This window comes from Bacillus sp. RC251, from assembly GCF_044908765.1.
Lineage (GTDB): Bacteria > Bacillota > Bacilli > Bacillales > Bacillaceae_G > Bacillus_A > Bacillus_A wiedmannii.
In genome coordinates this window covers 141,312-164,860 of sequence record NZ_JBIYDP010000007.1, presented here as the reverse complement: position 1 = coordinate 164,860, position 23,549 = coordinate 141,312, and the positions used below count along the sequence as shown (strand labels likewise).

General features: G+C 33.8%; 23 protein-coding genes and 2 pseudogenes. 20 read left to right on the top strand and 5 right to left on the bottom strand.

Going from position 1 to position 23,549, the window contains the following annotated elements:
* Positions 1 to 5: 5 nt before the first annotated feature.
* The 4 genes from ABH961_RS20880 (at position 6) to ABH961_RS20865 (ending at position 3,418) form a co-directional block, all read left to right on the top strand.
* On the top strand, positions 6 to 521 hold the full coding sequence (locus tag ABH961_RS20880; RefSeq protein ID WP_098080432.1) for a carbonic anhydrase: 516 nt from the start codon (positions 6 to 8) through the stop codon (positions 519 to 521).
* Between the two features lie 85 nt (positions 522 to 606).
* Complete coding sequence (locus ABH961_RS20875; RefSeq protein WP_404519911.1) at positions 607 to 2,037, top strand: cryptochrome/photolyase family protein; 1,431 nt, start codon at positions 607 to 609, stop codon at positions 2,035 to 2,037.
* 111 nt (positions 2,038 to 2,148) lie between these two features.
* Positions 2,149 to 2,604 carry a TspO/MBR family protein gene (locus tag ABH961_RS20870; protein WP_098048397.1) on the top strand — a complete coding sequence of 152 codons (456 nt, stop codon included), beginning with the start codon at positions 2,149 to 2,151 and terminating at the stop codon, positions 2,602 to 2,604.
* A 103-nt stretch (positions 2,605 to 2,707) separates the two neighbouring features.
* Positions 2,708 to 3,418, top strand: a complete 711-nt coding sequence (locus ABH961_RS20865; protein WP_098080428.1) for an alpha/beta hydrolase — start codon at positions 2,708 to 2,710, stop codon at positions 3,416 to 3,418.
* A gap of 102 nt (positions 3,419 to 3,520) precedes the next feature.
* Here the strand turns inward: ABH961_RS20865 and ABH961_RS20860 are convergent, their stop codons facing one another.
* Positions 3,521 to 3,886 carry a YxeA family protein gene (locus ABH961_RS20860; protein ID WP_098080426.1) on the bottom strand — a complete coding sequence of 122 codons (366 nt, stop codon included), beginning with the start codon at positions 3,884 to 3,886 and terminating at the stop codon, positions 3,521 to 3,523.
* Between the two features lie 1,235 nt (positions 3,887 to 5,121).
* On the opposite strand from ABH961_RS20860, the gene ABH961_RS20855 reads away from it, so the two are divergent.
* Together ABH961_RS20855 and ABH961_RS20850 are read left to right on the top strand one after the other, a co-directional pair.
* On the top strand, positions 5,122 to 5,430 hold the full coding sequence (locus ABH961_RS20855; protein WP_098079394.1) for a hypothetical protein: 309 nt from the start codon (positions 5,122 to 5,124) through the stop codon (positions 5,428 to 5,430).
* 114 nt (positions 5,431 to 5,544) lie between these two features.
* Positions 5,545 to 5,844, top strand: a pseudogene (locus ABH961_RS20850) (alpha/beta hydrolase); the annotation flags it as partial.
* Positions 5,845 to 5,957: 113 nt separating this feature from the next.
* Here the strand turns inward: ABH961_RS20850 and ABH961_RS20845 are convergent.
* Positions 5,958 to 6,113: an acyl dehydratase gene (locus ABH961_RS20845; RefSeq protein ID WP_255258497.1), complete on the bottom strand. Its 156-nt coding sequence runs from the start codon at positions 6,111 to 6,113 to the stop codon at positions 5,958 to 5,960.
* 119 nt (positions 6,114 to 6,232) lie between these two features.
* On the opposite strand from ABH961_RS20845, the gene ABH961_RS20840 reads away from it, so the two are divergent.
* The 6 genes and pseudogenes from ABH961_RS20840 to ABH961_RS20815 all read left to right on the top strand — a co-directional run.
* The gene (locus ABH961_RS20840; protein WP_098048402.1) at positions 6,233 to 6,619 is read left to right on the top strand and encodes a YflT domain-containing protein; all 387 of its coding nucleotides are present in this window, start codon (positions 6,233 to 6,235) and stop codon (positions 6,617 to 6,619) included.
* A gap of 123 nt (positions 6,620 to 6,742) precedes the next feature.
* Positions 6,743 to 7,144 (top strand): peptidase U61, encoded by a 402-nt coding sequence (locus ABH961_RS20835; RefSeq protein WP_404519909.1) that lies wholly within the window; start codon positions 6,743 to 6,745, stop codon positions 7,142 to 7,144.
* 35 nt (positions 7,145 to 7,179) lie between these two features.
* Entirely contained in the window at positions 7,180 to 8,205 is a 1,026-nt protein-coding gene (locus ABH961_RS20830) for a ParM/StbA family protein (RefSeq protein WP_098048403.1), read from the top strand.
* Positions 8,206 to 8,510: 305 nt separating this feature from the next.
* Positions 8,511 to 9,461, top strand: coding sequence for a magnesium transporter CorA family protein (locus ABH961_RS20825; protein WP_048547847.1), 951 nt, complete (start codon positions 8,511 to 8,513; stop codon positions 9,459 to 9,461).
* Between the two features lie 624 nt (positions 9,462 to 10,085).
* On the top strand, positions 10,086 to 11,675 hold the full coding sequence (locus tag ABH961_RS20820) for a bifunctional metallophosphatase/5'-nucleotidase (protein ID WP_098069194.1): 1,590 nt from the start codon (positions 10,086 to 10,088) through the stop codon (positions 11,673 to 11,675).
* 130 nt (positions 11,676 to 11,805) lie between these two features.
* Positions 11,806 to 11,930: pseudogene (locus tag ABH961_RS20815) on the top strand (M15 family metallopeptidase); the annotation flags it as partial.
* A 204-nt stretch (positions 11,931 to 12,134) separates the two neighbouring features.
* Here the strand turns inward: ABH961_RS20815 and ABH961_RS20810 are convergent.
* Complete coding sequence (locus tag ABH961_RS20810) at positions 12,135 to 12,554, bottom strand: DUF1259 domain-containing protein (protein ID WP_048547833.1); 420 nt, start codon at positions 12,552 to 12,554, stop codon at positions 12,135 to 12,137.
* Between the two features lie 776 nt (positions 12,555 to 13,330).
* On the opposite strand from ABH961_RS20810, the gene ABH961_RS20805 reads away from it, so the two are divergent.
* Both ABH961_RS20805 and ABH961_RS20800 read left to right on the top strand, forming a co-directional pair.
* The gene (locus ABH961_RS20805) at positions 13,331 to 14,596 is read left to right on the top strand and encodes a Y-family DNA polymerase (protein WP_098079389.1); all 1,266 of its coding nucleotides are present in this window, start codon (positions 13,331 to 13,333) and stop codon (positions 14,594 to 14,596) included.
* Positions 14,593 to 14,934, top strand: a complete 342-nt coding sequence (locus ABH961_RS20800) for a YolD-like family protein (protein ID WP_048547830.1) — start codon at positions 14,593 to 14,595, stop codon at positions 14,932 to 14,934. The genes ABH961_RS20805 and ABH961_RS20800 overlap by 4 nt, the downstream gene beginning before the upstream one ends.
* Positions 14,935 to 15,395: 461 nt before the next feature.
* Here the strand turns inward: ABH961_RS20800 and ABH961_RS20795 are convergent, their stop codons facing one another.
* Entirely contained in the window at positions 15,396 to 16,049 is a 654-nt protein-coding gene (locus tag ABH961_RS20795) for a CPBP family intramembrane glutamic endopeptidase (protein WP_000448284.1), read from the bottom strand.
* A gap of 188 nt (positions 16,050 to 16,237) precedes the next feature.
* Here ABH961_RS20795 and ABH961_RS20790 point away from each other — a divergent pair, with 188 nt between their 5' ends.
* Complete coding sequence (locus ABH961_RS20790) at positions 16,238 to 16,519, top strand: YolD-like family protein (protein WP_048547829.1); 282 nt, start codon at positions 16,238 to 16,240, stop codon at positions 16,517 to 16,519.
* Positions 16,520 to 16,638: 119 nt separating this feature from the next.
* On the top strand, positions 16,639 to 19,245 hold the full coding sequence (gene ppsA / locus ABH961_RS20785; RefSeq protein ID WP_098079386.1) for a phosphoenolpyruvate synthase: 2,607 nt from the start codon (positions 16,639 to 16,641) through the stop codon (positions 19,243 to 19,245).
* Between the two features lie 55 nt (positions 19,246 to 19,300).
* Here the strand turns inward: ppsA and ABH961_RS20780 are convergent, their stop codons facing one another.
* Positions 19,301 to 19,918 (bottom strand): TetR/AcrR family transcriptional regulator, encoded by a 618-nt coding sequence (locus ABH961_RS20780; RefSeq protein ID WP_141497583.1) that lies wholly within the window; start codon positions 19,916 to 19,918, stop codon positions 19,301 to 19,303.
* Positions 19,919 to 20,049: 131 nt separating this feature from the next.
* On the opposite strand from ABH961_RS20780, the gene ABH961_RS20775 reads away from it, so the two are divergent.
* The 4 genes from ABH961_RS20775 to ABH961_RS20760 all read left to right on the top strand — a co-directional run bounded on the left by ABH961_RS20775 (position 20,050) and on the right by ABH961_RS20760 (position 23,457).
* Entirely contained in the window at positions 20,050 to 21,270 is a 1,221-nt protein-coding gene (locus ABH961_RS20775; protein ID WP_098079397.1) for a YhgE/Pip domain-containing protein, read from the top strand.
* A gap of 190 nt (positions 21,271 to 21,460) precedes the next feature.
* Positions 21,461 to 21,895 (top strand): ferritin-like domain-containing protein, encoded by a 435-nt coding sequence (locus ABH961_RS20770; RefSeq protein ID WP_098079381.1) that lies wholly within the window; start codon positions 21,461 to 21,463, stop codon positions 21,893 to 21,895.
* A 166-nt stretch (positions 21,896 to 22,061) separates the two neighbouring features.
* On the top strand, positions 22,062 to 22,574 hold the full coding sequence (locus ABH961_RS20765; protein ID WP_098079378.1) for a GNAT family N-acetyltransferase: 513 nt from the start codon (positions 22,062 to 22,064) through the stop codon (positions 22,572 to 22,574).
* A gap of 4 nt (positions 22,575 to 22,578) precedes the next feature.
* A complete protein-coding gene (locus ABH961_RS20760; protein ID WP_098079376.1) occupies positions 22,579 to 23,457 on the top strand; it encodes an aminoglycoside phosphotransferase family protein in 879 nt (292 codons plus the stop codon).
* The last annotated feature ends 92 nt before the right edge of the window (positions 23,458 to 23,549 follow it).

The window sequence follows — 23,549 nt, the reverse complement described above, 5'->3', positions numbered from 1 at the left end:
TCCATATGAATTCAAAGAATAAAAAAGTATTATTATTATTAACAGACGTTGAACACGGAATAGAGCCTATTATCCAACAAGTAACTAACATTCAACAAGAAAACATGTTGACTATACACAGCTATGATTCTGTAATTGTACATCCTTATGGGGATATAATGAGATCTATTATTATTGCTATTTATGAAGAAAATGTAGAAGAAATTTTTGTTGTCGGAATAGAGGATAAAGAAACTTCTTCCGTTAATCTACAAACTCAAAATGATTTCATAAAAGATAATATAGAATTAGACTATCTTTTTAAAAATTGCATGCCTGAATTTTCAAGTGGTAGCCTGAATGCATGGCTAAGTGGACAAGAAAATGTTAGTGAAAATATTGAAAAGAGTATAGATATGATTCGTAATCATCCATTAGTGCCTTCTGATATTAAAATTCATGGTTTCAAGATTGATAGAACAGGTGAAAAAGAAACGGTTGTTAAAATTCCTACTAATAAAATAGTTGAAAAAGTTAATTAATCTATTAAAGACAAATAAATTCTTATGTATAAACTACTGTTATATAATAAAATTTAATATGTTTTAAGAATTAGAAGGGATAGCCATGCAAAATAAAATTATCGTTATGTTTCAAAAAGATTTTCGTTTATATGATAATCCAGCTTTATTTGAGGCTGTTCAGTCTGGTGAGGTTGTTCCGGTATATGTACAAGATGAAACTTTTTCAATAGGAAGTGCGTCAAAGTGGTGGTTACATCATGCTATAATTGATGTTCAAAAGCAACTTGAGGCATTGGGCTCTACTTTAATAATTCGCAAAGGAAATACACAGGAAGAAATACTTTCTCTCATAGAACAGTTAGGTATAACGGCTGTATATTGGAATATTTGTTATGATCCGGACAGATTACAATCTAATCAAAAAATGAAAATGATGTTAGAAGATAAAGGTATTATTTGTAAGGAATTTAATTCACATTTATTATTAGAACCGTGGATTATTAAAAAGAAAGATAACGCTGAATATAAGGTGTTTACGCCTTTTTACAATGCATTTCAAAAGCAGGTAATACCTAAACCTACTAGCAAAGTGCAGAGTATAAAGTGGGGAAGCTCTTTACCAGCAAGCTTATCTGTTTCAGAATTACACTTGCTGCCAACCATACCGTGGACATCTCATATTGAATCAATATGGGATCCGACAGAGGAAGGGGCATATAAAACATTTAAGAAATTTTTCTCTAGCAAATTAGCCTTTTATAGTGAAGGAAGAGATTTTCCAAATCAAAATGTCCATTCGATGTTGGCACCGTATCTTTCATTTGGTCAAATATCAGTAAAGCTAATGTTTCATTACTTAATAAATAAAAGTACTGAAAGACAATCTAGTCTCTTTGAAAAACAAGTTAATAGCTTTATACGTCAATTAATTTGGCGAGAGTTTTCTTATTATTTACTATATCATTATCCATTTACAGTATATAAACCTCTTAATAAGAGCTTTGAACATTTTCCATGGAATAATGAAGAGGAATTATTAAGAGTATGGCAGAAAGGTGAAACTGGTTATCCGTTTATTGATGCGGGGATGAGGGAATTATGGCAAACAGGTTTTATGCATAATCGCGCAAGAATGGCTGTAGCATCTTTTCTTGTAAAGCATTTGTTAATTCCGTGGCAAGAAGGAGCAAAATGGTTTATGGATACACTACTAGATGCTGATATTGCAAATAATACAATGGGATGGCAATGGGTTGCTGGAAGTGGAGCGGATGCATCACCGTACTTTCGTATTTTTAACCCAATTACACAAGGAGAAAAGTTTGATAAAGATGGAGAATATATAAGAAGATGGGTGCCAGAATTAAGAGATATCCCAAACAAATATATACATAAACCTTGGGAAGCACCTGAGCATATTTTACAAAAGGCTAATATAAAGCTAGGAGATACATACCCTTTGCCAGTTGTTGATCATAAGGCAGCGCGGGAGAGAGCACTTTGTGCATATAAAAGTATGAAAGAATTCGTATGAAATAGGTTAAACAATATGTATTTGGAACTTGAATATTAGAATTTCATCCATTACAAGGACATACTAATCATATAAAGTTTTTATAACCTTCGAGTAAAAAGGAGAATGTTTATGAAAAAATCTAGTATTCTAGTATTTTTACTAACATATGGTTTGTTTTATGTTTCTAGTATCTTATTTCCTATTGATCGTATGTGGTACGATGCGCTAGAAAAGCCGTCTTGGACACCTTCTGGTATGACAATCGGAATAGTTTGGGCTGTATTATATGGACTTATTGCATTATCAGTTGCAATTATTTACAACAAATATGGATGTAAGCCAAAAACATTTTGGTTCGTATTCCTTTTAAATTATATGTGCAATCAAGCGTTCAGCTACTTTCAATTCAGTCAAAAAAATTTATTTTTAGCAACAGTAGATTGTTTACTAGTCGCTATTACTACGTTGCTTCTCATAGCGGTTTCTTCCAAATTATCTAAAGTATCGACATGGTTGCTAATTCCATATTTTTTATGGACTGCATTTGCTACATATTTATCTTGGACCATTTATAGTATAAATTAAAGGCGTAAATAAAAACTTGAGCATAATAAAAATGCTCGAGTTTTTATGTGTATGAATGTTAATCTGAAATATAGAATATATACATCTTAGGGAGGTCACCTTTGTGAAGAAATGGATAAAAATTACGCTGTACTCTTTACTAGGTATTTTACTTATAGGAAGTATTACTTTTTTAACTTGGTCTCAGTTTACATACAAACCAACGAAAGAGGCTATGTCGTTAGTGGATGATAAAAAAGATGAAGATCATATCGTTTTTGGAGAGAAAGATGCCAAAGTAGGGGTTATTTTTTATCAAGGAGCTAAAGTAGAAGCTGAGGCTTATAGTTACTTAGGAGAAGCTCTTGCAAAAGATGGGAACTTTGTAGTAATGCCTAAGTTACCACTAAATTTAGCGATACTTGGAATCAATGCGGTAGACAGTGTAATGGAACAGTATCCTAAAGTTCAAAAATGGTATGTTGCAGGGCATTCAATGGGCGGAGCTATGATTTCTAAGTATGCCTTCCAACATGAAGACAAGGTAGACGGGATCATTTTCTTAGGTTCTTATCCTGCAGATGACTTCTCTACGAAATCGATTCCGATGTTATCAATTTATGGGGAAGTAGATGCTTTAGCAACTGTAGAAAAAATAGAGAACAATAAAAAGTTCATGTCAAAGAATACAACTATGCACATGATAAAAGGCGGAAACCATGCTCATTTTGGCATGTATGGTGAGCAAAAAGGTGATAATGCGAGCTTAATTACGCCAAAAGCCCAACGAGATGAAACAGTGAAAGTAATTGAAGAATGGTTGTTAAAACAATGATAATGAATTTAATAAATTGATCAAAAGAATTCTCCTTCCCAAAAATATCCTAATGGTAGGTTGGAGAGGTAATCAAGAGCCAGCTCATAAGAGTAGGCTCTTTTATTTAACTTCTACCTCTAATTGCTTCCTGATTTTCTCCGGAATATCCTTTTCGGAAATAACGTCGTAAGAATACACATACTTTCCTTTTACATGAATTTTTAAGTAAGTCTTTCTTATAAAATCATTAGGGGTGTTCGTTCCTATTTTATATTCTTTCTCATTGCTTAATTCATCAACACTTTTTAGTGAGTAAATAGCCTGGCCTTTATAATGATAATCTGGAACACCATCCCCCTGCGCAACGGCGTATACATTTTTTTCTTCAGCAATCGGATTAAATCTGTCTAAATCCCCGTGTAATATGAAAGGTAGTAAGTATATAGGAAGACCTATTCCTATTATGCAAATTATAAATTTCTTCATGATCGTTTCTCCTCTTGTTAAATTACTTATTTTTAAGTATAGGAAAAAATTCTTATGAATTTAGAAGTGAATTTCTTAAGTTTTTCTTAAATAGGTGTTTAAAGGAGGGATAACATTGTATGGTTATTTTTTCGTGCAAATCGTATTATTTTTTATCCCGCTTTAATGGGCAGTAAGACCCCCACCTCAAAATTCAGCGAAAGCAAAGAAGTTAGGTGGGGGTCGGGCTGCCCCTAAAAGTCCGATTGGTTCAACTAATAATCAGTGGGGGATGAAGAAAACCCCCACTGATTAAAGTTTCACTTTATTTATATCTTCATAGCTTTTATGCAAAACACAACATTTCTAGATAAAATTAGACCTCCTTATATATATTAGAAAATGTATTTTGTGAATTAATTATGAATATATTTTATTTTGAAAAACATCCCTTGATAAATACACAGAGTTATTGTAAAGTGATGATAATTAAAATGTATATTGTTTGAAAGCGATAAAAGGAAAGAGTAAAAGTAGTTTTTCTTTTAGAGAGTCGGTGGGTGGTGTAAACCGAAGATAGGAAAATAAACCAAATTAGGTTCAAAGATGGTTCTTATGCTGACATTATTTTTATGGATCTTTATATAAAAATACCGAGTAACCACTCATTCTAAGGATGAGTGGTTACTTGCAGTTTGTTTAAACAGAGAAATATTGCTACCAAGGAAGCAAATTTTTATATATGCGGTTCTCTTCCTTTTATGGAAGCTATTATTAAGATTTTGCATAAATGGGAAGTACCAAAGGAATTGATTCATTATGAATCGTTTAGCCCCGTTGCAATTTTAGGTGAGTAACTAATACCGGATAGTGTTATAGTCATAATAATGTAAGCAAATGGTTTTTTGCGATACTTCAATAGTGAAGTATCGTTTTTTCTTGTATAACTAAAGCACAGCTATGGATTATGATGTAATGTTGAAAAATGATCCCAAGTAATGATTTGTCTGTTGTAATACTAAGTAACTATGATGAAATTGAATCTAAAAAGTATGCTAATAAAATAGTAAAAAATTTTTAAAAAAAGTAAAAAAAATAGAGCTTAGATTTGCAATAATAAATGTTTTTTTTATTAGATAATTACTTTACCGATAATCGAGATGTTTGCGGATACATTTATTTTTGAGATACATAATTATATTTAGAGAATACCCAGTTACAGTATTTGAATTTTTAATAAGAAGGGATGCGAAGGAATGAACTCACAGAGACAAGGCTATGCAGGCTGGTGGCAAGGCGGACACGGTGGTTGGCCGGGTGGACATGGTGGTTGGCAAGGCGGACATGGTGGTTGGCAAGGCGGACACGGTGGTTGGCAAGGTGGACACGGTGGTTGGCCGGGCGGACATGGTGGCTGGCAAGGCGGACACGGTGGTTGGCAAGGCGGACATGGTGGCTGGCAAGGCGGACATGGTGGTTGGCAAGGCGGACATGGTGGCTGGCAAGGTGGACATAGTGGTTGGCAAGGCGGACACGGTGGTTGGCAAAGTGGGCATGGATATTAAAACGAGGCTATAAAATCATTTTTTATGCAAAGTTTGTATATTTAGTATCGTTGTATATTTTCATTTGTATAGTAAGTATATAGTGAAAACAGCAAAAAAATTCTGTGAAGTAAGAATTCTATCCGAAAAATTAAAGCAGCAGAAATGTCAAAAGAACAAAAGACATCGCTTTTTATTATTCAAGGAGAAAGAGACTATCAAGTTCAATCAAAAATCGAAATTCCTTTTTGGAAAGAACAATTAAAAGAACGAGATAACGTTGATTATCAACTATATCCAAAGTTAAATCATTTCTTTACAGAAGGTTATGGAGAAATAAGTAAACCGGATGAATATTATAGTCCTGCTAATATTCCTGAGTATGTTATAAATGATATTGCTGCTTGGGTGCAAGGAAGATCGCAATTAAATTAGCAACTATATGTTTTAATAAAGACTTTCTTTCTGTAATCAAACTAGAAACATTATTAGGTTATATGTTTTTTAGCACTCTTTGAAAAGGAGTGTTTTTTTATTTTTCTTTTGATTTAATTAACGAAAAAAGTATCTTGTACTCCTTTTGTAACTTTTTCTAAATAGAAATTTTCTATAAAATAAGGGGCCTGCCTTCCAAACAAAGCGTTATTTGTAACATTGTTATCAAAGCAAAGTGCTCGTGACATCTCGTTAATATTGAAAAACAGTAATAACATATTGTATTAATTTTTTTGAAAATTTAGGTTTAACATCTTTAAAATAGGTGTATTACATATTACATAACAACTAAATAAGAAAATAAAAAATCTAAGGGAGGAAAAATACGATGCATAAGAGTGAAAGAAAACCGGTGGTTCATGAATATGATAATGAACATGAAGTAGTTATGAAAGTAAAAGAGCTAGAATTGCAAGGGATTCACCAAGATGACATTTACGTCTTAACACATGAAAAACATCTAACAAAAAAGATTGCGGATGATACAAATACAAATACGATTGGAGTAAAAGAACAAGGATTGGGTACAAGTATTATCAACTTTTTCTCCAAAAAAGGGGACGAACTCCGAAATCAAATGGAGGAAATGGGGTTGTCGAAGGACGAAGCTAACTTATATGAAGAAAAACTAGATCAAGGGAAGATTTTACTCCTAGTAACAGCTGAAGTACCACTGGCGAATGATAGGCAGCCGCAAAATTATCATTCTCTGTAATAGATTGTAACATCTGATAAATAGGTAAGATAATGCTAATTTCCTATTTTAAGAAAAAATTGAAATAGACTACATTTTAGGTTCTAGCATTGAAGAAAATAAAGTAGAGAAGGGTGAGAAAAAATGAAACATACAATATTCAAATATACTGTGATTGGGATTACGACCGGAATCATAGTCTCCTTGTTAAAAAAAGAAAATCGGAAAGCTATACAAACAAAAGGAAAAAGCGTAAAAGACAAACTACAAGAAGGAAACATAAAGGAAACATTAGAGAAGGTAACTGAGACAAGTAAACAATTTTCTGTAACTGCAGCTAATGTTGCAAAACAAACATTACCACAACTGCTTACAGCCACACCAGTTGTCATTTCTACCATTAAAGACTTAACAGAAAACGAAAATAACAAAAAGAAAACAGATGAAACGGATTACGAAATAAATGAAAATAGTAAGAAATTAGACGGGGAAAAAACGGAAAATGAAAAGAAATATGTGAAAGAAGGGAAAGAAGAGAGTGCTTAGATTTAATTCTAAAAAGAGAAAGTGAGGAAAAAAGTATGAAATCTCTGTATGCAATTGATGTAGGAATTGGCTTTACCAAGCGGGCATATCGACAGGATGTAGATTCTGAGATGACGATCAAGAGTGAAGCTTCCACACTAGCCCCTGTACCTAATCATGCTGAAAGTGAAGATTTAACAAAGGTAAGTTTTATAGACTTAGACTTTGCATACTACATGGGAAATGAAGCACATCAATCTGACGCTTCATTCCTTCCTCCATTTGGCGAAGAAATAGAAAATTATTATGAAAGCGAACGGTTTAAACAACAAATATTTGGTTGCATTGCAAAGGATTATAAAGAAAATGTCGTGTTGCCTTTAGTTGTTACCGGGCTTCCTGTTACTTGTTTTGGTAGTCAGCATGAGCAATTACAATGTGCACTAAAAAAAGAAACTTCCGTGCAAATTGATGGGAAATTTATTCATATTACGGTGGAAAATGCTTTGATTCTTCAGCAACCGGTCGCTTTACATGCCTATTTCTTAAAAGAGGGAATCATTCAGGAACGAGATCGTATCTTAATTATTGATGGTGGATTTCGTACATTAGAAATGACAGATATGAAACAGAATGTCATTTTAAATCATTATGAGACAGAGCTAGGATGTAGCAAGCCTTTGAAAAATATTAAGAATATCCTGCAGAATCATGCGGGTGAAAGTAATCAATTGCATATTAACGACATGCCAAACATATTAGAAAAAGGATATGGAGGTCGAGAAGAAAATCCTCAGACAAGTCAGGTGGATACTTTGATTCAAAAAGAGTTGGATGCACACTTCCAAGACGTTATGCGTGTATTACAAGAACAATTTAAGTTAGAACAGTACGATACTATTATTTGGACAGGAGGAATAGTAGATCTCCACAAAAAACGAATTGAAAAAATACAAGGTGAAATTTCTTCTTTCCGTATGGTAGACGCTTCGAAAGAGGCTGCACTTCATGGATACTATTTGATTGGAAGTCAAGTATTTGACGACATTACCAATCAATCTGTATATGAATCTAAATTATAATAACGACCGAAATGGATTTCGTTGAATAGACGTGCCAAATTATGTAGCTTCTTTTCCACATATAAAAAATTCTTTATAAGAAAAGATAAAAAGTGCTTATATAGAGGAAATGTTTAAAATTGAGAATAAAAATAACGAATATATAGGGGGTCTTCCTTTTAAAAGAATAAGGCCTCCTATGCCATTTATTTTGTAATTTAGATGGACTAAAAACTTTTCCTCCAAGACATGAATACCTACATACAAATTTCATATTACGGATATGATTCGATCAAACATAAAACCCTTTAGAAAGGAAGAATAATATGGAATGCATAAAAATGACGAAATGGAGTTGGTATCATGTGAAAACTAGTGAGCTTGAAAAACTTTCTTCTATAATCCCTCGTGATGTAACATCTTATTTCTCTCAATTTATAAAGAAAATAAGTTCTCCTTGTGAAAATGGATTATATGTTTATACGTTATCGCCAAGTCAAACTTGTGTATATGGTTCGTTTTTATATGATCAAGATAAAAAGGACGCCAAAATTCAAAAATTTCTTCATTATTTCGTAGCTCATGGAATACTGATAACAGTTCAGGAAAAAGAGGAAGAGGATTTTCAAAAATTAATACATAATTTCCCTATGGGTACAAAAAATTGTAATAGTTCCGCTGAAGGATTATGTGCTATCTTATCAATGTTTATATCTCACTACTTGCGAAAGGTTGATTACTTTGAAAACAATTTCAGAAATGTATTATGGGATTTTTATCATCATAATAACATAGCAGTTTTAGAAAGAATTTATCATATTCGTCATGAACTATTTATGAACACACATGTGTTTCGCTTAATACAAGAAGTGTTACAAGGGCTGAAAGAAGCTTGGTTAGAAAACTTAACAAACACCCTTTGTTATAAACAAACACACGTAAAATTAGAGCGTGGATTACAACTCGTTAAAGAGTACCAAGAAGAATTAGACACAATGATTCATTTACAAGAAGTTGTTTCTTCTCATCGTGGGAATGAAATTATGAAAGCTCTTACTGTATTAACTGCTGTAAGTACGCCTTTGACAGCCTTAGGAGCATTGTGGGGGATGAATTTTAAATATATGCCTGAGCTAGAATGGAAATATAGCTATTTAATCGCTCTCTTATTTATTATTTTTACAACAGGTGGTATGTATTTATATATGCGAGTCAAAGGATGGACAGGTGATTTATTACGAGTAAAGAAAAAGAAATCTTTTTTTAAATCTAATTAATCCTGTTTATAAAAAATATGATAGGTATATGGTTAGTAATATTTATTAATGGGGGTAGTGCTATATCCCTATTAAGTTAAAGTTTTGATGTCTCCGCATTTAAAAAGATGCTCTTGGATAAATCCAGGAGCATCTTTTTAAATGCGGAGTAGTGCACCACTGTAATCTTCCATTACGAAATTTCTATTTAATTTTTTAATTTTGATATTGAGATGTTAGCTTGATAAATACTCATTAGTTTCGAATTGAATAATCTTTTTAACAGCTAAAATTTATTGATTAGAGTTTTTTAGGCCTCTTAGATGTATTGATATATTACTATCAAGATAATATTTTGAATAATCCTCAAAACAAAGAAATGCACATTTTCTTATTTTGGGTAGTGAAGCTTCTTAAGTTGTTTATATCATAATCCAAAAGTGTAGGCTACAGCCTACAAATAATCATCTCCCTCTTAAAGTTGTCGTTTTACATCTTCACATTTTTGAGGAAGGAGTGTTTTGTTGGGAAATAATAAAATCTTATTAATTTTTATAATTAGTAGAATTTTTATAGAAATAATCCTCTTAATATATTAAAATAACATTGTATTATGTCAGATTTTAATTAGGGGAGAGAAATTTTATGTTGAAAAAAATCATTCCAGTTGCTTTAGCATTAAGTACAGTTACTTTTACTAGTGTATTCGCTGTGCCTTCAGCACAAGCAAGTACAGAACCAAACCGCTACATAGATGTACAAATGCTCGGTATTAACGATTTTCATGGGCAACTAGACACTGTAAAAAAAATTAACAATAAAGATGCAGGGGGAATTGAGTACTTAGGGGCTTATTTACGTGATCGTGAAAAACAAAATCCGAATACATTAAAAGTACATGCTGGCGATGTTGTTGGAGCAAGTACTCCTGTTTCAGCATTATTACAAGACGAACCTACGATTGAATTTCTAAATGATTTGAAATTCGATGTTGGAACTATAGGAAATCATGAATTTGATGAAGGTGTTGAGGAAATGCATCGCCTTATTTATGGTGGATTCCATGAGAAAACAGGAAATTTTAAAGGAGCAAAATTCCCATATGTTGCTGCAAATTTCTATAATAAATCCACCGGTCGTCTATTTTTACCACCATTCACTATAAAAAAGGTACAAGGAGTTCCTGTTGGATTTATCGGAGTCGTAACAACAGATGTGCCTAACCTTGTTATGCCTACTATGCTAAAGAATGTAGAAATTACAGATGAAGTTGAAGCTATTAACAAATCCGTAAAGCAATTAAAAAAACTAGGCGTTAAATCTATCGTTGTTCTTGCACATAACGGAGGTATAACAGATGGGAACGGTGTAACAAATGGTGATATCGTCCGATTAGCAAATGAGACTGATCCGGAAGTCGATGTTATTTTTGGTGGGCATAGCCACACTTATGTAAATGGAACTGTTAATAATAAACTTGTCGTACAAGCAAACTCTTATGGTATGGCTTTTGCTGATGTTGATGTAAAGATTGATCGTAAGACACAAGATATTGTTGAGAAAAAAGCAGAAATTGTTACAACTTACCATGAAGGCATGGAGCCTGATAAAAAAATCAAGAAGAAGATGGAGAAATATCAAGCAAAAATCGCACCTCTTGTTAATGAAGTTGTAGGTAAGTCTATTGCTCCACTAGATCGCAAACTAAATACGGCTGGTGAATCTACTCTTGGAAATTTAGTTGCTGATGCCCAGCGTACAACAATGCAATCCCAAATTGCACTTATGAATCCTGGTGGTATTCGTAATGACTTAGATGCTGGTGATATTACATGGGGAGAGATATATGGTATTCAACCATTCGGAAATCAATTAATAAAAGTAAATTTAACAGGCCAAGACATTCGTGATATTTTAAATCAACAATGGCAAAAAGACATAACAAGAATGCTTCAAATTTCAGGGATCCAATACACTTGGGATGCGAACAAGCCTAATGGAGAAAAAGTAACAAGTATTCGCTTAACAAATGGAGAAGAAATTATTCCTTCGAAAACTTACAGCGTCGTTGCGAACGCATTTCTAGCTTCAGGTGGAGATGGATTTGTATCCTTTAAAAACGGTAAAGATGCTGAAACAGGACCAACTGATTTTGAAGCATTAGTAGATTATATAAAAAAATCAAAAGAACCAATTCAGTCTATTATTGATGGAAGAATTCAAAAGATAAATTAGGTTTTTATTAATCTCAAAAACAACTAGATTGCCTGTGCGCTAAACTTTTTAGTGTGCAGGTAATCTATTTTTTTTGGGTTTGAAATAAAGTCTTACTGTGGACAAGGGGTATACCGTCTAGATGCAGAGTGCAGGGTTTATCATTCGTTATCCAAAGGAAAAGGGAAATATAACTGGTTATGCGTATTCGCTGTGTAGGAGATATTGCAAAAAATATATAAGGAAAAATTAACTTTAGAGGAATATATGAGGTAAGAAAGCTAAAGTGAATTGCAAATCTGTATTTTTGTTTAGGGAATAGTAGTTTATAAAATAGTAGGGTACTTTATTTTAATAGATTCAAAAACTGCCTATCTAAAAATTTGATAGGCAGTTTTTTCTTTTGGGCACAAAGTGAAATAATTTTATGATGTTCGCACATGTAGAAAATGTAATGTGTAAATATATCTGAAACACCAATCATTGCCCCTCATTATTAGCGATAGGATAGCTACTTAAGGACAAAAAAGAATGGGCTAACTTTTGTGCAAAATGTAATGGAGGCTCTACCGACTGGATATGAATATACATAATTAAGGGATTCATGTATAGCCAGTGATTATGTAAAGCACTTACAATGATTCCTTGTTGTACAATTGATTTCATAAATGCAGGAATTTCTTCTTGTAGAACAGCGATTTCGCCTAAATTTAATGCATTACCATTTGGATCCAACGATTCAAAACTTACTCCCACGGGCACTACAGAAGTACTCGGTTTTCCTTGAACAAGCACCCTAAAATCGCGGTGAAAAGACACTGAACAACCACCTTGATTTCTTTTACCTTTCCCTTTAAGTATTGTAGCAAATTGTTCACAAAGGAAATTAAAATTTTGCATAAATTCAATTCCTTTCTTGTACAAAATTATGTAATTAGAGATTCGATTGAGGAGATACAGATAAAGTGAAACTTTAATCAGTGGGGGTTTTGTTCATCCCTCACTGATTATTAGTTGAACCAATCGGGCTTTTACTGCCCGTTAATGCGGGATAAACAATCTTTCTTTAGCATTCAAAAAACAGGCTGTGATTTTAATGTATCCAATGTTTATTTTAAAAGAAACACACGCGATATTATTTGGATATTCAGGATTTTATTGAAGATGATTCGTGTATCCGGGTTAATAAATTTATGATTCATGATAGTCCGTTCGAGATATTGTTATAAAAAATCGATAAAGTATGCAATTATACGCTTTTAGTTTATGTAGGTTAGATAAATATGTGTCTAAATTTGAATGATAAAACTAGAAAACAACGTTGAGAAAATAATCAATAATAATTTATTTTCTATAAACAAGCACTGCTAAATAGTACTCTTTTTCAAAATAAGTCTTTCTTATATAAGTATATTGCTTTTAAATACAGGATTAAGTTTGAATACTAAAAAACGGGTTCTAAAATACCGTATCTATACAAGAAGAATCTAGTTGTTTCTTCTTGTATCTATTTACATTTTTCAGTATAGAAAAAATATAGAGGTGAATTCCTTGATTTTTTCTTGAAAAATGTTCATGCACGGTTATTTTAACCAAAATTTTCATGAAAACACCTTTAAGAAGAACATGAGTTCGTATATAATAAGAACAAACGTTCTTTGTTAGGAGTGATAACCTTGTATGATTATTCTCTTTTACCGAATCGTATTATTCTTTGTGTAGATTTACGTAGCTTTTATGCAAGCGTATCATGTATTAAAAAAGGACTTGATCCACGATATACAAAATTAGCTGTCGTAGGAGATGTAAACCGCAGTGGATCAATCGTATTAGCAGCAACACCGCCATTAAAAGCGTTAGGAATAAAGAAGATGGCTAGAATGTACGAAATACCGAAGCGGTCAGATATTATTATTGTGAATCCGATTATGCATACATATATGAAGTGTTCAACTTACATAACTGGTTTAGCTTTACAGTATGTTGCGCCGGAAGATTTCCATCAATATAGTATTGATGAGTTTTTTATGGACATGACCGCAAGTATTCATTTGTTTGCGAGTAATCCGTGCGAGTTCGCATTAAAGTTTAAGCGAGAAATATATGAACGTACACGGATTGAAAGTACGATTGGTATTGGCCCCAATTTATTATTGAGTAAAGTAGCACTGGATGTGGAAGCGAAAAAGAATAACGATGGAATAGCGCAGTGGACGTATGACGATATACCCGAGAAGTTATGGAGTATTAGACCACTCAGTAAATTTTGGGGTATATCGTATAAAACAGAAATGAAATTAAATCGAAAAGGTATACATACGATTGGAGATTTAGCGCAGTACCCGTTGAAGTATTTAAAGCAATCATTTGGTGTAATAGGAGAGGAATTACACTTGCATAGTAACGGGATTGATTTTAGCAGAATAGCAGAGAAATATGTTCCAGCGACAACATCTATAGCGAAAAGCCAAATATTATTTCGTGATTATTCGGTAGAAGAGTTCATCGTTATTTTATTAGAGCATACAGAAGAAGTTTGTTACAGATTGAGACGAGAAAAGAAATACGCGCAAACGATTCATTTTTCAGTCGGATATAGTAGGGAATACGGGGGAGGAATAAAAAAAGCACATACGTTAAATAGAGCAACAAATTTAACGATGGATATTTACAACGTTTGCACATATTTTTTATACGAGCGGCATACAGGAGAGCCGATTCGATCGATAAGTCTTTCCTTAACAAATTTAATACATGAAGGAGAAGAGCAAATTTCGCTTTTCGATAACATTATACAGAGAGAAAAAGAAATGAGATTAACGAAGGTGATGGACGAAATTCGAACACGATTTGGTAAGAACAGTATTTTACGTGGGATTTCTTACACAAGCGTCGCAACAGCAAGATATAGAAACACATTATTAGGAGGGCACAAATCGTGAAGAATGCTAATATGCCAAAAGGAAGAGGAATGGTAAAGTGGCAACCGTTTGCTAGTATGCCAGAGCAGTTCATCTGTATTAAAGACATGATACAGGAGCAAACAAAAATCCCGCGTCCAATTTTAACGCAAGATGCAAAAGAAAGGATTGAAAATAAGCTGTTAATTTCATATTTAGGTGAAGAAGAGGTTTTACTTACATATTATAGAGGTGGATACTTATATAAAAATTACATAACTGTAGTTGATATAAATCCCTTGAATGGATTGATTACTTGCACGGATGCTTTTTGTAATAAGAAGATTTTTAAGTTTGGTGATGTAATTGAAATTGATTAGAACTTTTTAGCTGATGTATTTTTGTACTATTTACAAAGAAATGCTCATTTACTTCAAGTGTTATTTCTATTTTTATGCAAAACCCAAAGTTACAAAAGAAGTTCATAATATAAAGTGTAAGTACCATGGGTTTTCAAGTTATAAAACACGTACTTCCGACTAATATATTAAAACTTAAAGAACCTAAAAAATAAGAATGATCACTACTAAATAGGCATTCAAAATACGAATTCATATTTTGAATGCCTATTTGAAAATTTTCGAAGTCAATATAGTTTGTGTCAAACATTGAAGAATCCTTTTATAGGTGTAAATATATATATTTCTCATGTATCTGTCCCTGAAATGAATGGGTATTTTATCTATATTCTAAGTAATATTTTCTGTTAAGTAAAAAAGAACCCTAAGGTTCTTTTTGTTTTTATGTTATTGTTTGTTACTTATAAGTACAATGTAATTTTTTATTTAAAAAGCATTGGTAAAAATCCAATAATGTCGAAAGCAAGGTGGCAAATCCAACTTACCCAAACACTCTTTGAATTTTTCCATATATAATTCAGTAATAACCTAACAGGGACTATAGTTATCAATAATTGCATTGGCACGAAACCATAAGCAGGAATATGCCACAAGGCAAACAGAACGCTACATATTATTGATGCTGTACCAAATTTTAATCCTAATTTTTGTAATGCGATGATTATGTTAGTACATAGCAATTCTTCACCCATTAACATGAATGGTACACGGGTCAAAATCATCGAAACGCTTATTACTTGAGCAACAGAATTTGTAGTTGGAGGTTCAAAAATATAGTTATATAGTGTGCCTGAACCCATGCCCACTATGATTGTTAAAGGTAAACCCCAGAGTAATGTTTTAAATTTAAAATGTTTGAATTGCTCTAAAGATATTTTCCCTAAAAAATAGTATCCTATAATTCCACATAATACAAGATTCCATGAAGCTTCAAGAATCATTTCTAATAATTCAGGTATATTACCTACTATAAGTGCAATACATTGATATACAATTCCTGAAATAATTAATAATCCTAAAGCCAAAAGAGATTTTGAATCAATTTTCTTTTTTGTTTCTATAATCTTTGTTTCCACAACAACCCCTTCTTTCTTATTATTTCATTAATTACAAATATATAATAACATATATTATCCCTAATTAATGGTAATTCAGAAGGGTGCCATAACTTTTGTATAATATCGTTGTATAAATGCAGTAAAGCGATTTTTTAAACAAACTTAATAGGCTTATTTAGCATGCCTACTTTTTTATCGTTGCTAGTATGCCAGAGCAGTTCGCCTGTATTAAAGAAATGATACATGAGCAAACGAAAATCCCGCGTCCAATTTTAACGCAAGATGCAAAAGAAAGGATTGAAAATAAGCTGTTAATTTCATATTTAGGTGAAGAAGAGGTTTTACTTACATATTATAAAAATGGCTATCTATATAAAAATTACATAACAGTAGCTGATATAAATCCATTAAATAAGACGATCACTTGTACCGATACTTTTCATAATCAAAGGATGTTTAAGTTTGGTGATGTAGTTGAAGTGAATTAGAGGGGGGATATTTCTTCCTAACTTAATTATATCATGTAAATCAAGTTCGAAATAGACTGTTTATTCGTATTTACTACTGCTACAATCAAGAACACATGCATAGTAAGGAGAGATGGTAAATGAGTTCTTTCGTTCTCGATTTTCAGGAAATAGAAAACACGCAGCTTGCACTCGTTGGTGGAAAAGGATTGAATTTAGGGGAGTTATCAAGCGTTCAAGGGATACAAGTGCCAGAAGGATTTTGTGTTACAACGGTAGGATATGAAAAGGCCATCGAGCAAAATGAGGAGCTTCAAACTTTGTTGCAGCAACTAACAAAGTTGAAAAAGGAAGAGCGAGCCCAAATTGGTGAAATGAGTAAGAAGATTAGAGAAGTCATTATGGCAGTAAAAATCCCTTCTGAAGTAGTGGAAGCGGTAGCTCATTATCTCTCACGTTTTGGAAATGAACATGCGTATGCCGTGCGCTCTAGTGCGACGGCTGAAGATTTACCGTATGCCTCGTTTGCTGGTCAACAAGATACGTATTTAAATATTATCGGTAAAGAAGCGATTTTGCAGCATGTAAGAAAGTGCTGGGCTTCTTTATTTACAGAGCGAGCAGTAATGTACCGCATGCAAAATGATTTTGAACATAATCAAGTTTCTATATGTGTTGTCGTTCAAAAAATGATTTTCCCTGAGGCTTCGGGAATTTTATTTACTGCTGATCCGGTTACTTCTAACCGAAAGGTAGTATCAATTGATGCCAGTTTTGGACTTGGTGAGGCATTAGTATCAGGACTGGTCTCTGCCGATAATTATAAAGTAAAAGAAGGCGAAATTACCGGAAAGATGATAGCAACTAAAAAATTGGCTATTTATGCTTTAAAAGAGGGCGGAACGGAGACGAAACAGATTGATCCGGCTCAGCAACAAATTCAAACATTGTCTGAACAACAAATTTTACAACTAGCACAGATTGGAAGACAGATTGAAGCTTATTTTGGTTGTCCGCAAGATATTGAATGGTGTTTAGTGGATGATACATTTTATATTGTCCAAAGTCGCCCCATTACGACTTTATATCCAATTCCTGAAGAAAATGATGGGGGAAATCATGTGTATATATCAGTTGGCCACCAACAAATGATGACCGATGCGATGAAACCGCTTGGGTTATCTTTTTTCCTGTTAACGACTAATGCTCCTATGCGTAAAGCAGGAGGACGGCTGTTTGTGGATGCTACGCAACAATTAGCTTCACCTGCTAGCAGAGATTATTTAATAAACACTTTAGGAAAATCAGATCCACTCGTAAGAGATGCATTAACAACTATAATCGAGCGAGATAATTTTATTACATTGTTGCCGGATGATGAAAAAGAAAAGAGTGTTAGTAAAAGTAAGCAACCTGCAAATTCGCAACCAGAAATCGAAAATGATCCGGCAATCGTTACGAATTTAATACAGAATAGTGAAGCATCAATCGAAGAGTTAAAACGAAACATGCAAATGAAATCAGGGGTGGATGTACTTGATTTTATTTTGGAAGACATTCAGCAATTAAAAAAAGTATTATTTAACCCGCAAAGTATAGCTGTTATTATGGCTGGTATGAATGCTTCAACATGGATGAATGAAAAGATGGAGCACTGGCTAGGCGAAAAGAATGCAGCAGACACGCTTTCTCAATCTGTACAAAATAATATTACGTCTGAAATGGGTTTAGCATTACTAGACGTTGCTGATGTGATTCGACCGTACCAAGAAGTTATTACGTATTTACAACATGTAGAAAATGATAACTTTTTAGATGAATTAGTTCAATTTAAAGGCGGAGAAAAAGCTCGAGATGCTATTCTAACTTTTCTAAATAAATACGGAATGAGATGCAGCGGAGAAATCGATATTACGAAAACGCGCTGGAGTGAAAAGCCAACTACAATTATCCCGATGATTTTAAATAATATAAGAGACTTTGAAGCGGGTGCTAGTAAACGGAAGTTTGAAGAAGGGCTGCAAGAAGCTTTGAAAAAAGAAGAAGAGTTAGTAAATCGATTGCAGCACTTGCCAAATGGAAAGCAAAAAGTAGAAGAGATGAAGCGGATGGTTCGTAATATCCGTAATTTTATCGGTTATCGTGAATATCCAAAATACGGCATGATTAATCGTTATTTCATATATAAGCAGGCATTATTGAAAGAAGCTGAGCAACTTGTACAGAGCGGTGTCATTCATGAAATCGATGATATATACTATCTAACCTTTGAAGAACTTCACGAAGTTGTTCGCACGAATAAACTAGATTACGAGCGGATACAAAAACAAAAAAATGATTACAAATTATATGGAAAACTAACGCCTCCTCGTATCATGACGTCTGATGGAGAAATCATTACAGGCAAATATAAACGAGAAAACCTCCCAGCTGATGCGATTGTAGGTCTGCCTGTTTCTTCAGGAGTGATTGAGGGAAGAGCTCGCGTTATTTTAAACATGGAAGATGCGAATTTAGAAGAGGGGGATATATTAGTTACTGCTTTTACTGACCCGGGCTGGACACCGTTATTTGTGTCTATAAAAGGGTTAGTCACCGAAGTTGGCGGGCTTATGACTCACGGGGCAGTGATTGCACGTGAATATGGATTACCAGCAGTCGTCGGGGTAGAGAATGCTACGAAACGAATAAAAGATGGGCAACGAATTCGGGTACATGGGACTGAAGGGTATATTGAAGTGTTGTAATGAAATAAAAGATCATCTGCTATTATAGTAGATGATCTTTTATTATATAGCTAACTTATTTCTTTAAGCCAGCCGCATAAAAAGGTCCATGAACTGCGATTGTTGATAAAATACGAGCAATTTCCTCAGGTGTTTCTTTTTGCCCGGTATTTAACCATTGCTGAATGACACCTATATGAGCAGATGCCATATAAGAAGCTAAGTATTGACTTGGGACAAGTAAATTCTCCTTATTAATGAGGGCACCATTCGTATCTTCAAATATTGTTTTCCACATAAAGTCTTTTAGTTTTGTTTGGAAAGATAAATCTCCTTTTGGGCTTAATACTGCTTTCATAAAATCACTATTTTCATTTAGAAATTCAAGAATAGAAGTAATAAGTATAAACGGCATTGTTGGGGAAGGGTTTGACCCAAGATCAGCAATAACTTCAGGCAATCTCTGTTTGGCAATGCTAGAAAACTCATACATAATTTCTTCTTGGCATTTCGTCATTAAATCAAATTTATCTTGATAGTGCGCATAGAAAGTGCCGCGATTAATGTTTGCTTTCGTTGTAATATCTTTCACTGTAATGGCGTCAAAGCCTTTTTCTTCAATTAGTTCCACCAATGCATTTCGTATGGCAGTTTTCGTACGAATAACTCGTAAATCTAAATTACTATCACGCAAAGTATGTCCCTCCTTCATTTTAGCCAACACATTTCAAAGATGTGTCTTATAACCGACACATTCACGATTTTTGATTATTGTATAAGGATCAACTCAAACATATAATTCAAATATAAATAAACAACACGTTGTTGGTTATTATAAATCAAATGATAGGAGGAGAAAAGAAGATGTTTAAAAATAAACTTTTATTGTTATCACCAGTTATTGCACTACTTGTTGTTTTTATTTTTTCATTAACGTTATTTCCAACTGTTCAACCTCAGCCGAAAAACTTGCCAATCGCAATTGTAAATGAGGATCAAGAAGTAGAAATTCCGAATCAACCGAAGATGAATATGGGGCAAACGATTGTTGATAATATGAAAAAGACATCAAAATCAGAGGAAGAACCTGCGGTGAAGTGGGTAGAAGTGAAAGATAAGGAAGCTGTGCAAAAAGGATTAAATAATCAAGAGTATTACGCAGCGTTAGTTATTCCGAAAGACTTTAGCACAAAACAAGCATCATTACGAACAGCACAGCCATCTTCACCAGAATTAGAAATATTCATCAATCAAGGAATGAATACAGCGGCATCAACTATGGCAGGACAAATGTTAAATGCGATCGTTGATAATATGAATAATACTGTTCGCGCGCAACTATTAGAAGGATTGAAAGCAAAAGGAGCTACAGTAACAACAGACCAAGTTTCAAATGTAGTCACACCAATTGCAAAGAAAGTGACAAACGTAAATGAAATCGGCAAAAATAGTGCGAACGGTAACTCGCCAATGTCTTTATTCCAACCGTTATGGATTGCAAGTTTAGCGAGCGCAGCAATTATCTTTATTGCGATAAGTAAAATGCCAGTAGGTACAAGAAAAGAAAACTTCGTATTAAAACTAAAACAAATCATAACAGGGGCTGTCGCGGCACTTGTTATTGGATTTGGCCTCACATGGATCGCGGATGGTATGGTAGGTTTAAATATTTCGAATTTCACGGATACGGCACTGTTTTTATCAATTACCTCCTTTAGCTTCTTTTTAATGATATCCGCAGTACTTTCACTAGTTGGACTAAAAGGAATTGGTGTATTCGCACTCTTACTTTTCTTTGGGGCACCGTTATTATCGTTAGCACCTGAAATGTTGTCGCCATTTTATCAAGACTGGGTGTACGCATGGTTGCCAATGCGATTTATGATTGAAGGACTTAGAGAAATATTCTTCTTTGGAAAAGGGTTAAGCTGGAGTACACCACTTACTGTGCTCGTTTGGATTGGCGTAGTAAGTATGGTTATTATTTTAGCGACTGCTTTCAAACGTAGTGTAGTAAAGGGACGAAAAACGGAATTAAACGCATAAAAGCAAAAAACGTTTCACTAGGAGTGAAGCGTTTTTTGCTTTTTATTAACTTATCGGGAAATCAAGAAGGATAGGTTTTTCTATATTTTAAAGGGAATAGAAGAGTTCGGATTTGCAGTGCCTTTTTGTATACATGCTCCTGCTATTTCAAATTGCATAAAATGTTATGTGAAATAATGGAGGGGATACGATGTATAATTCGAATGATTATGATTGGTATAGGCAAAATGATAAGTTGATTCGTGATATTGAGAAAGCAATTAATGGAGAGTTTAGTGCTATAAATTGCTATGCGAAATTAGCCAACATGGCTCCAAATGCGGCGGAACGAAATCAAATTCTTGAAATTCGTAACGATGAAATAAAGCATTTTCATCATTTTGTACAAATCTATACAAATTTAAGTGGTCAGCAGCCGAAGCCACAAATTACGGAAGAATGCCCAAATACGTACTTACAAGGATTAGAATTCGCAATACAAGATGAACAGAAGACAGTGGATTTTTATTTGGGAATTTCAGATGAAACATCAGATGCACATATGAAAGAGTTGTTGCGCAGAATAGCTGCCGATGAACAAAATCATGCGGTGTGGTTTTTATATTATTTTGTGAAGTCGAAGTGAATGCTTAAGGAATTAAAACCGTTTCACTAGTAGTGGGCGGTTTTTTTGATGGAATACAAGTTGTAAAATAGATATCTTTGAAGGTGTAGTGGTTAATCTTGGTATATAATGTATAAAACGAAAATTAATAAAGAGAGAAGTAAGCATTTGAAAGGAGAACAGAAATATGGAGAGAAATACAGTTAAAGAATATACAATTCGAACTGCTATTGAAGAGGAAAGCGATAGCATTATCACTCTATTAAAAGAAGTAGCAGAGTGGCTACAACATAAAGAAGTGAATCAATGGCAGTATCTGTTAGGTGGAGAGGCTACGGCTGAAATACTAGAAGGTATAAGAGAGAAATATACGTATGTTGTTACGAAAGGAGATGAAATTGTCGGTACGGTTACAGCATCTCCTAAACAAAATGATTGGGATGAACATATCTTTGGTAAAGAGGAAGTTTCTAATTCGTTATATATTCATAGATTTGCAGTGAAAAGGCAGCATAAGGGGAATGGAATAGGAGAACACATTTTACAGTGGGTAGATGAGAATATGCAAAGTGATAAACAGTATTTGAAGTTAGATTGTGTTGGACATAATCGTACATTGAATGACTTTTATAAGAAAAACGGTTTTGAATATATCGGTAGTACGGATGGACATAGTAAGTTTCAAAAGAGAAGGGGGTAAGTGGATGAATCAATTTCCTACTGCTTTAGCTAAAAGGTTGATAGAGGAACAGTTTCCTGAATGGGCACATTTAGAAGTGAGACCTGTAAAGTTTAGTGGGCATGATAATAGAACGTTTCATCTAGGGGATGAGATGAGTGTAAGATTGCCAAGTGATGCGGCATATGCACCACAAGTAGAGAAAGAAAATAAGTGGCTACCTCTATTAAGTAAGGGGCTTTCTTTACCGATTTCTACACCACTTGCGAAAGGTAATCCATCTGAAGCGTATCCATGGCCTTGGTCTATTAATAAGTGGATAGAGGGCGAAATAGTTACGAAACAAAATGTTCGTGACTTAAATGAATTTGCGGCGGACTTAGGAGCATTTTTAGTAGAATTACAATCCATTGATGCGAGTAATGGACCAATAGCTGGAGCGCATAATTTTTACCGAGGTGGGCTTATATCTGTATATGATGAAGAGGCGAGAGGTGCTATCGAAAATAATAAGGACGTTTTTGATAAAACTGTATTAAAGCACCTTTGGGATGTAGCACTTCAGTCAACGTGGAAGCGTAAACCAGTTTGGGTTCATGGAGATGTTGCACCAGGAAATTTACTCGTTAAGGACGGAAAGCTTTGCGCCGTAATTGATTTTGGTATTTTAGGAGTAGGAGATCCAGCTTGTGATGCAGCGATGGCATGGACATTTTTTGATAAAAGTAGTAGAAACGTATTTAAAGAAGTATTGCAAATAGATGAAGAAACGTGGAATAGAGCGAGAGGATGGGCACTTTGGAAAGCGTTAATTACATATGATGCGAATAAGACTAGTGATAAGGCAGTTGCAGAAGAATCGTATCGTGTTATTCAAGTGATTGTGGATGATTATGAGAGGTAGTAGAAAAAGCCTATTTTAAAATAGGCTTTTTCATATGATGAAATATTAGAAACTGAAAGAAGGAATCTAATATAATTATACAGAATATTTAG

Bases quoted from the DNA above. Each gene is read 5' to 3' on its own strand.
- ppsA (WP_098079386.1), top strand. From the start codon at position 16,639: ATGAGTTCTTTCGTTCTCGATTTTCAGGAAATAGAAAACACGCAGCTT.
- ABH961_RS20790 (WP_048547829.1), top strand. From the start codon at position 16,238: ATGCCAGAGCAGTTCGCCTGTATTAAAGAAATGATACATGAGCAAACG.
- ABH961_RS20820 (WP_098069194.1), top strand. From the start codon at position 10,086: ATGTTGAAAAAAATCATTCCAGTTGCTTTAGCATTAAGTACAGTTACT.
- ABH961_RS20870 (WP_098048397.1), top strand. From the start codon at position 2,149: ATGAAAAAATCTAGTATTCTAGTATTTTTACTAACATATGGTTTGTTT.
- ABH961_RS20855 (WP_098079394.1), top strand. From the start codon at position 5,122: ATGAACTCACAGAGACAAGGCTATGCAGGCTGGTGGCAAGGCGGACAC.
- ABH961_RS20810 (WP_048547833.1), bottom strand. From the start codon at position 12,554: ATGCAAAATTTTAATTTCCTTTGTGAACAATTTGCTACAATACTTAAA.
- ABH961_RS20830 (WP_098048403.1), top strand. From the start codon at position 7,180: ATGAAATCTCTGTATGCAATTGATGTAGGAATTGGCTTTACCAAGCGG.
- ABH961_RS20875 (WP_404519911.1), top strand. From the start codon at position 607: ATGCAAAATAAAATTATCGTTATGTTTCAAAAAGATTTTCGTTTATAT.
- ABH961_RS20880 (WP_098080432.1), top strand. From the start codon at position 6: ATGAATTCAAAGAATAAAAAAGTATTATTATTATTAACAGACGTTGAA.
- ABH961_RS20760 (WP_098079376.1), top strand. From the start codon at position 22,579: ATGAATCAATTTCCTACTGCTTTAGCTAAAAGGTTGATAGAGGAACAG.
- ABH961_RS20765 (WP_098079378.1), top strand. From the start codon at position 22,062: ATGGAGAGAAATACAGTTAAAGAATATACAATTCGAACTGCTATTGAA.
- ABH961_RS20825 (WP_048547847.1), top strand. From the start codon at position 8,511: ATGGAATGCATAAAAATGACGAAATGGAGTTGGTATCATGTGAAAACT.
- ABH961_RS20770 (WP_098079381.1), top strand. From the start codon at position 21,461: ATGTATAATTCGAATGATTATGATTGGTATAGGCAAAATGATAAGTTG.
- ABH961_RS20835 (WP_404519909.1), top strand. From the start codon at position 6,743: ATGAAACATACAATATTCAAATATACTGTGATTGGGATTACGACCGGA.
- ABH961_RS20840 (WP_098048402.1), top strand. From the start codon at position 6,233: ATGCATAAGAGTGAAAGAAAACCGGTGGTTCATGAATATGATAATGAA.
- ABH961_RS20860 (WP_098080426.1), bottom strand. From the start codon at position 3,886: ATGAAGAAATTTATAATTTGCATAATAGGAATAGGTCTTCCTATATAC.